Annotated in this window: 5 protein-coding genes; all 5 read left to right on the top strand. The window is 63.0% G+C overall.

What is annotated here, in order from left to right; all coding sequences use genetic code 11:
• Window positions 1-470: ATP-binding cassette domain-containing protein (locus AACZ55_RS15030; RefSeq protein ID WP_339647423.1), on the top strand; the 470-nt coding region annotated here is incomplete at its 5' end.
• A gap of 79 nt (window positions 471-549) precedes the next feature.
• Window positions 550-1,200 (top strand): protein-L-isoaspartate O-methyltransferase, encoded by a 651-nt coding sequence (locus AACZ55_RS15025; protein WP_338606751.1) that lies wholly within the window; start codon window positions 550-552, stop codon window positions 1,198-1,200.
• 176 nt (window positions 1,201-1,376) lie between these two features.
• Window positions 1,377-2,729, top strand: a complete 1,353-nt coding sequence (locus tag AACZ55_RS15020) for a TolC family protein (RefSeq protein ID WP_338606752.1) — start codon at window positions 1,377-1,379, stop codon at window positions 2,727-2,729.
• A 201-nt stretch (window positions 2,730-2,930) separates the two neighbouring features.
• Window positions 2,931-3,644 carry a DUF2497 domain-containing protein gene (locus AACZ55_RS15015; RefSeq protein WP_339647421.1) on the top strand — a complete coding sequence of 238 codons (714 nt, stop codon included), beginning with the start codon at window positions 2,931-2,933 and terminating at the stop codon, window positions 3,642-3,644.
• Between the two features lie 219 nt (window positions 3,645-3,863).
• On the top strand, window positions 3,864-6,680 hold the full coding sequence (locus AACZ55_RS15010; protein WP_339647420.1) for a valine--tRNA ligase: 2,817 nt from the start codon (window positions 3,864-3,866) through the stop codon (window positions 6,678-6,680).
• Window positions 6,681-6,741: the final 61 nt, after the last annotated feature.

Raw genomic sequence — 6,741 nt, 5'->3', positions numbered from 1 at the left:
AGGTCGGCCGGCTGGTGGCCGAACCGTTGCATCTGCTGGGCGACAAAGCGCCCAAGGGGGCGGAGCGGGAGGCGCTGGTGGCGCGGGTGCTCGAATCGGTGGGGATCGAGGCGAGTGCCGCCGATCGGCATATCCACGCGTTTTCGGGTGGACAGCGTCAGCGGATTGCCATTGCGCGGGCGCTGGTCATCGAGCCGGCGCTGATCGTTCTGGACGAGGCTGTGTCGGCACTCGATGTGTCGATCCGGGCGCAGGTGCTCGATCTGCTGGCGGCGATTTCGCAGCGGGTGGCGATAAGCTATCTGTTTATTGCCCATGACCTGCAGGTGGTGCGGGCGATCACCGACCGGGTGCTGGTGATGGAAGGCGGCCGGATCGTCGAGGAGGGGGCAACCGAAAGGGTGCTCGAGGATCCGCAGCAAGACTATACGCGCCAGCTGGTGCGGGCGGCGCCGAAACTGGGCGGGTAGGGCCTTGCTTCGACTGTCGGGCGGCGCTATTGACCAAAGAACAGGGCTAAATGAAAGCACTCAGGGAAGGCGATTGACTATGGATTTTTCGCGCGCGCGCCGGACGATGGTCGACAACCAGTTGCGGACCAGCGGAATCACCGACTGGCGCATTCTGGACGCCATGAACCGCATTCCGCGCGAAAAGTTCGTGCCCGATACGCACACGGCCTTTGCCTATAGCGACGAACCGATTGCGCTTTCGGCGAACCGGACGATGGCCTCGCCGGCCGATTTTGCGCGGCTCGTGCAGCTTGCCGAGATCGGCAGCCAGGACGTGGTGCTCGATGTGGCGTGTGGGACCGGGTATTCGGCGGCGGTGCTTTCGCTTTTGGCCAATGCGGTCGTGGCGCTGGAAAGCGATGAGGTTCTGGCGGGGCGGGCCAACGATATCCTGGCCGATCTCGACATCGGAAACGCCGCGGCCGTGGCCGGCCCGATCGAAAACGGCGTGCCCAGGGAAGCGCCGTTCGATGCGATCATTCTCGAGGGGGCGGTGGACGTGGTGCCGCCGGCGCTGCTCGCCCAATTGCGCGATGGCGGGCGACTGGTGGCGGTGCTGGGGGCCGGGAACGCGGCTGTGGCCAATCTCTACGTCAAGACCGGCAATGATGTGGCGCCGATGCCCAGCTTCAACGCCAGCATTCCGGTTCTGGGGAGTTTTGCGGCGGCGCCGGCCTTCGTGTTCTGAATCTGTCGCGAATCTGTAACCTTGCGGCAATCTTGGTGTGAGATCATCAGCGGAACTGTTACCGACACGCAACGAATGAAAAGTTACCTACCTTAAAGTCCGGTTAGTGCGTTCGTTTGGCGTTGAAAGCGTGGCGGCGCAGCCATAGGTTGGGGCGGCGCTGGAGGCGCTGGGCAATGAAATTTAGTCAAGTTTTGGGTGTAAGCGTCATTGCACTTTTCGGGCTCGTCACGACGGCCCAAGGGCAAAGCCTCACCTCGGCTTTGGCCTATGCGTATGAAAACAATCCCGAGATCGCCAGTTCGTTCCTTTCGGTGAGGGCTGCCCGGCAGGGCATCATTGCGGCCGAGGGGGCGAGGTTGCCCACCATCGGGGCAGAAGGCAGCATCGGAGCCACATCGACCTGGGCCTCGGGCGGTCAGAGCTGGTCGACGAGCGACAGCATCGGCATCGGCTATAACCAAACCCTGTTCGACAACAATGCGACCAGTGCCGCGATCAGCGGCGCCGAGGCGCAGTATGACGCGGCGGTGTATGGCGCCAGGAACACGGAGCAGAACGTGCTGCTCTCGGTCATTCAGGCCTATGTGAACGTCGTGGCCAACCGGCGGATCGTCGAAATCCGGCAGGAAAGCGTCGGTTTCGTCGAGGCGCAGGTGGGATCGGCCCGCGACAGACTGGAGTTGGGCGAAGGGACACAGCTCGAAGTTTCCCAGGCCGAGGCGACACTTGCGCAATCCACCGCGTCCTATCAGGCCGCAATCAACAATCTGCGCAACAGCGAAGCCAACTATCAGCGTTGGGTCGGCCGGGCGCCCGGCAGCCTTTCGGGCGGGTACAGCTATTCGTCGCTTATTCCGGGCTCGCTCGATGCAGCGCTTGCGCGCGCCAATACCGACCATCCCGCGCTGCTGGCTTCTGCTGCCCAGTTGCGCGCCGCGCAGTATGGCTATGAGGAGACGCTGGCGAGCTTCGGGCCCAACCTCTCGGTGACCGGCCAGGTCGGCGCCGGCGGCTTTACCTCGGGCACTGTCGCCAGCCAGGCGAGCATCAGCCTGCGGCTGAGCGTGCCGATCTATACGCCGACCCGTGATCCGTCGGTCGAGCAGGCCAATATCGGGCAGATCCAGACGCAACTCGAAGGGTTTGCGACGCGCGATCAGATCGTTGAGGCGGTGCGTCAGGGGTGGGCTGGTATCCAGGCCGCCACGGCGCAGATCGAGGCGGCGACCGCCGCTGTCGCAGCGAGCCGGCTGGCCCTGCAGGCAACGATCGATCAGAATGAACTCGGACAGGCCACAACGCTGGACGTGCTCGATGCGCGGGCCTCGGTGGCCTCGGTCGAGGAAACGCTGATTTCGGCGCAGTCGCAAAGAACAATCGCCGCCTATTCGCTGATTGCCGCCATGGGCACGCTGAGCGCTCAGCACCTGGGGCTGCCGGTTCAGCCGCGGACGGTGGAGGGCGATGTGGTTGTTCCGGCGACCGCGCCAGCGGCGCCTGCCGATGCGTGGGGCAACCTACGCTAGAATACCGATAGTGCTGGTTTTTCGTGGATTACGCCCCCTCGCCGGGGCGTTTCCCTTTTCGTGCGCCGGGCTCTCACGTTAAGGTGCTGTAAAGCGAATCAACGGCTGTGCGCCGTTTTTGCAGGCAGTACGGAGTAGCGGCCAGGGTGGCCGAACGAAATCGGGGCAGATATGAACCAGCCGGCATCAAAAGAACCGACAATGGACGAAATCTTATCGTCGATCCGGCAGATCATTGCCGATGACGATGAGGCTGCAACCCAGAAGATGCCGGTTGCCAAGGCGCCTGGCCCCAAGCCTGTGCCCGCGCCTGCACCCGAACCTGTTCCTATGCCTTCGGCGGCCGAAATCGATCCTTTCAGCGACGATGACGACGATACGGTGACCCCGCTGGCGCTTTCGCCCGAACAGATCGTCGAGCCGGCTGCCGCCGAACCGGAGGCCAAGTCCGAGCCCGAGGCGGTTGAAACGGAAATGCCGTCGGCGGCAAGCCTTGATGCCGCCGCGGAACTGGTGGTGCCCGACGACGTGGCGTTCGAGTTGGACAAGGACGAGGAACCGGCGCCGCAGATGCGCGCCGAGCCCGAACCCGAAGCTGCGGCAGAGCCGCAGCCAGCGCCCAAGCCCAAGGCCAATTTCGCCCAGGCGGCGCCGATGCCCGACCCTGAATTGAGCAGCGACCTGGCCGACGAGCTGTTGGAGCCGGCGACCAGTGCGGCCGTGAAGAACGCCTTTGCCAAGCTCGGTACGCCCAAGGGGATGCCGGACATGGCCGTAGGGGCCAGCGGGCTGACCATCGAAGCGATGATCCGCGAAATGCTGCGGCCGATGCTCAAGGACTGGCTCGAGGAAAACCTGCCCTCGATGGTGGAACGGCTCATCGCCCAGGAGATCGAGCGCGCATCGCGCGGTTGACTTCGCCGCCCGGCTTGGCTTTAGAGATAAGCACACTATGTCAGAGGCCCGTCCCATAGTCTGGGGCGGGTCGTCGTTCTGGAGCATTTCCGCTTTTCGTTTGCGCGGCCCAACGGGTCCTGGAAACTGGGAAATCCTCCAAGTCTTTGTTATGTCGCGTTTCCGAGCCGGATGGGTAGCCTCCACTTATCCCGGAAACACTCCAGGGGTACCGCACAGATGATCGAAAAGACCTACGAGCCGAGCACGGTCGAAGGGCGAATTTACAGCGCCTGGGAAGAGGCGGGGGCGTTCAAGGCCGGCGCCGGGAGCAAGCCGGGCGCACAGAGCTATTCGGTCGTCATTCCGCCGCCCAATGTGACGGGTTCGCTCCATATCGGTCACGCGCTCAACAACACCATCCAGGACGTGCTGGTGCGTTTCGAGCGCATGCGCGGCAAGAACGTGCTCTGGCAGCCGGGCACCGATCATGCGGGTATTGCGACCCAGATGGTGGTCGAGCGCCGCATGATGGAGCGCCAGGAGCCGGGACGCCGCGAGATCGGGCGCGAAAAGTTCGTTGAAAAGGTCTGGGAGTGGAAGGCCGAGAGCGGGGGGACGATCCTTAACCAGCTCAAGCGGCTCGGTGCGTCGTGCGACTGGTCGCGCGAACGCTTCACCATGGACGAAGGGTTGTCCGAAGCGGTGCTCAAGGTCTTTGTGGAGATGCACCGCAAAGGGCTGATCTATCGCGCCAAGCGCCTGGTCAACTGGGACCCGCAGTTCGAGACGGCGATCTCCGATCTCGAGGTCGAGAACACCGAAGTCAACGGCCATATGTGGCATTTCAAATATCCGCTGGCCGGGGGCGAAACCTACACATATGTGGAAAAGGACGCCGACGGGAACGTGGTGCTCGAGGAAGAGCGCGACTATATCTCGATTGCGACGACCAGGCCGGAAACCATGCTTGGCGATGGCGCCGTGGCGGTGCACCCCGACGATGAGCGCTATGCGCCCATCGTTGGCAAGATGTGCGAAATTCCGGTCGGGCCGAAAGAGCACCGCAGGCTGATCCCGATCATCACCGACGAATATCCCGATCCCGCATTCGGCTCGGGTGCGGTGAAAATCACCGGGGCGCATGATTTCAACGATTATGAGGTCGCCCGGCGCAACCACATTCCCATGTATGCGCTGCTCGACACCAAGGCCAATATGCGGGCTGATGGCGCGCCGTATGTGCAGCAGGCCGAACTGGCGGGCAAGATCGCGCGCGGCGAGATGGATTTCGACGACGCGGTGACTGCGGAAATCAATATCGTGCCCGACGAATATCGCGGCATGGACCGCTATGAGGCGCGCAAGAAGATCGTGGCCGACATCGACGCCGAAGGGCTGATGGTGATGGTCGAGGACAAAAAGATCATGCAGCCGTTCGGGGATCGCTCCAAGGTGGTGATCGAGCCGTTCCTGACCGATCAGTGGTTCGTCAAGGCCGACGTTCTGGCGCAGCCGGCCATCGCCTCGGTGCGCGAAGGTCGCACGAAATTCGTGCCCAAGAGCTGGGAGAACACCTATTTCGCATGGATGGAGAACATCCAGCCCTGGTGCATTTCACGCCAGCTTTGGTGGGGTCATCAGATCCCGGCCTGGTACGGACCGGATGGACGGGCATTTGTCGACTATGACGAGGCGGGCGCGGCCAAGGCCGCGGAGGCCCATTACGGCGAACCGGTGGACCTGACGCGTGACGAAGACGTGCTGGACACCTGGTTCTCATCGGGGCTGTGGCCGTTTTCGACCATGGGGTGGCCGCAGCAGACAAAAGAGCTGGAAAGCTACTATCCGACGGCAACGCTGGTGACCGGGTTCGACATCATTTTCTTTTGGGTTGCCAGGATGATGATGCTCGGACTTGAATTTACGGGTGAAGAGCCGTTCTCCACCGTCTATGTGCATGCGCTGGTCCGCGACGAGAAGGGCCAGAAGATGTCCAAGTCGAAAGGCAACGTCATCGATCCGCTCGAACTGGTCGATGCCTATGGGGCGGATGCGACGCGGTTTACGCTGGCGGCGATGGCGGCGCAGGGGCGCGACATCAAGCTGGCCATGAGCCGGGTCGAGGGCTATCGCAACTTCGTCACCAAGCTCTGGAACGCGGCGCGGTTTCTGGAAATGAACGAATGCGTGCGGGTTGACGGGTTCGAGCCGACGAGGCTTTCCGGCGCACTCAACCAGTGGATCGCCGGAGCGACGGCGCGGGCCGTGGCCAATGTCGAAAAGGCGATCATCGAGTACAAGTTCAACGAAGCGGCCAACCACGCCTATGATTTCGTGTGGGGCACGTTCTGCGACTGGTTCGTGGAACTGGCCAAGCCCACTTTTTCAGGCGCCGATGAAGCGGCCAAGGCCGAGACGCGGGCAACGGCGGCCTGGGCGCTCGATCAGATCCTGAAAATGCTGCATCCGTTCATGCCGTTCGTGACCGAAGAGCTTTGGGCGGAAACCGGCAAGACCGGGCCCAAGCGGGACGGCTATCTGATGCTGGCCGATTGGCCGGAACTCGATGCGATATCCTACCCGCAAGCGGGTGCGGAACTGGGCTGGCTGCTCGAGGTGATTTCGGCCATTCGGTCGGTGCGGACGGAAATGAACGTTCCCGCCGGGGCGAAAGTGCCGCTGGTCGTGGTGGGCGCCAGTGCGGAGACGACGGCGCGGATCGAGACGCACCGTGCAGCCATCGAGCGGCTGGCGCGGGTTTCGACCATCGATCCGGTGGATGCCATCCCGGCCAGTTCGGCACAGTTCGTTGTGGGCGAAGCCAGCTGGGGGTTGCCGCTTGCCGATCTTATCGACATTGCGGCGGAGCGTCAGCGGCTCTCCAAGGACGTCAAGAAGCTCGAAGGCGAAATCGGCGGGCTGGAGAAAAAGCTCGGCAATGAGCAGTTTCTGGCCAAGGCGCCCGATGAGGTGATTGACGAGCAGAAGGAGCGGCTGGCCGACGCCAGGGCCCGGCGCGAAAAGCTCGAACAGGCGCTCGCTACGCTTTCGTGAGCTAGCTGTGGTGCCTCAACAGGTTGTCCTCGGTCAGGCCGAGGCGACTGATGGGTGGCTT

The organism is uncultured Pelagibacterium sp. (genome assembly GCF_963972885.1).
GTDB classification, from domain to species: Bacteria; Pseudomonadota; Alphaproteobacteria; order Rhizobiales; family Devosiaceae; genus Pelagibacterium; species Pelagibacterium nitratireducens.
The sequence above is the reverse complement of the archived record's forward strand: the minus strand, read 5'-3'. Positions and strand labels throughout refer to the sequence as shown.

Excerpts from the sequence above, each read along its gene's own strand:
- AACZ55_RS15010 (WP_339647420.1), top strand. The coding sequence starts at position 3,864 with ATGATCGAAAAGACCTACGAGCCGAGCACGGTCGAAGGGCGAATTTAC.
- AACZ55_RS15015 (WP_339647421.1), top strand. The coding sequence starts at position 2,931 with ATGGACGAAATCTTATCGTCGATCCGGCAGATCATTGCCGATGACGAT.
- AACZ55_RS15025 (WP_338606751.1), top strand. The coding sequence starts at position 550 with ATGGATTTTTCGCGCGCGCGCCGGACGATGGTCGACAACCAGTTGCGG.
- AACZ55_RS15020 (WP_338606752.1), top strand. The coding sequence starts at position 1,377 with ATGAAATTTAGTCAAGTTTTGGGTGTAAGCGTCATTGCACTTTTCGGG.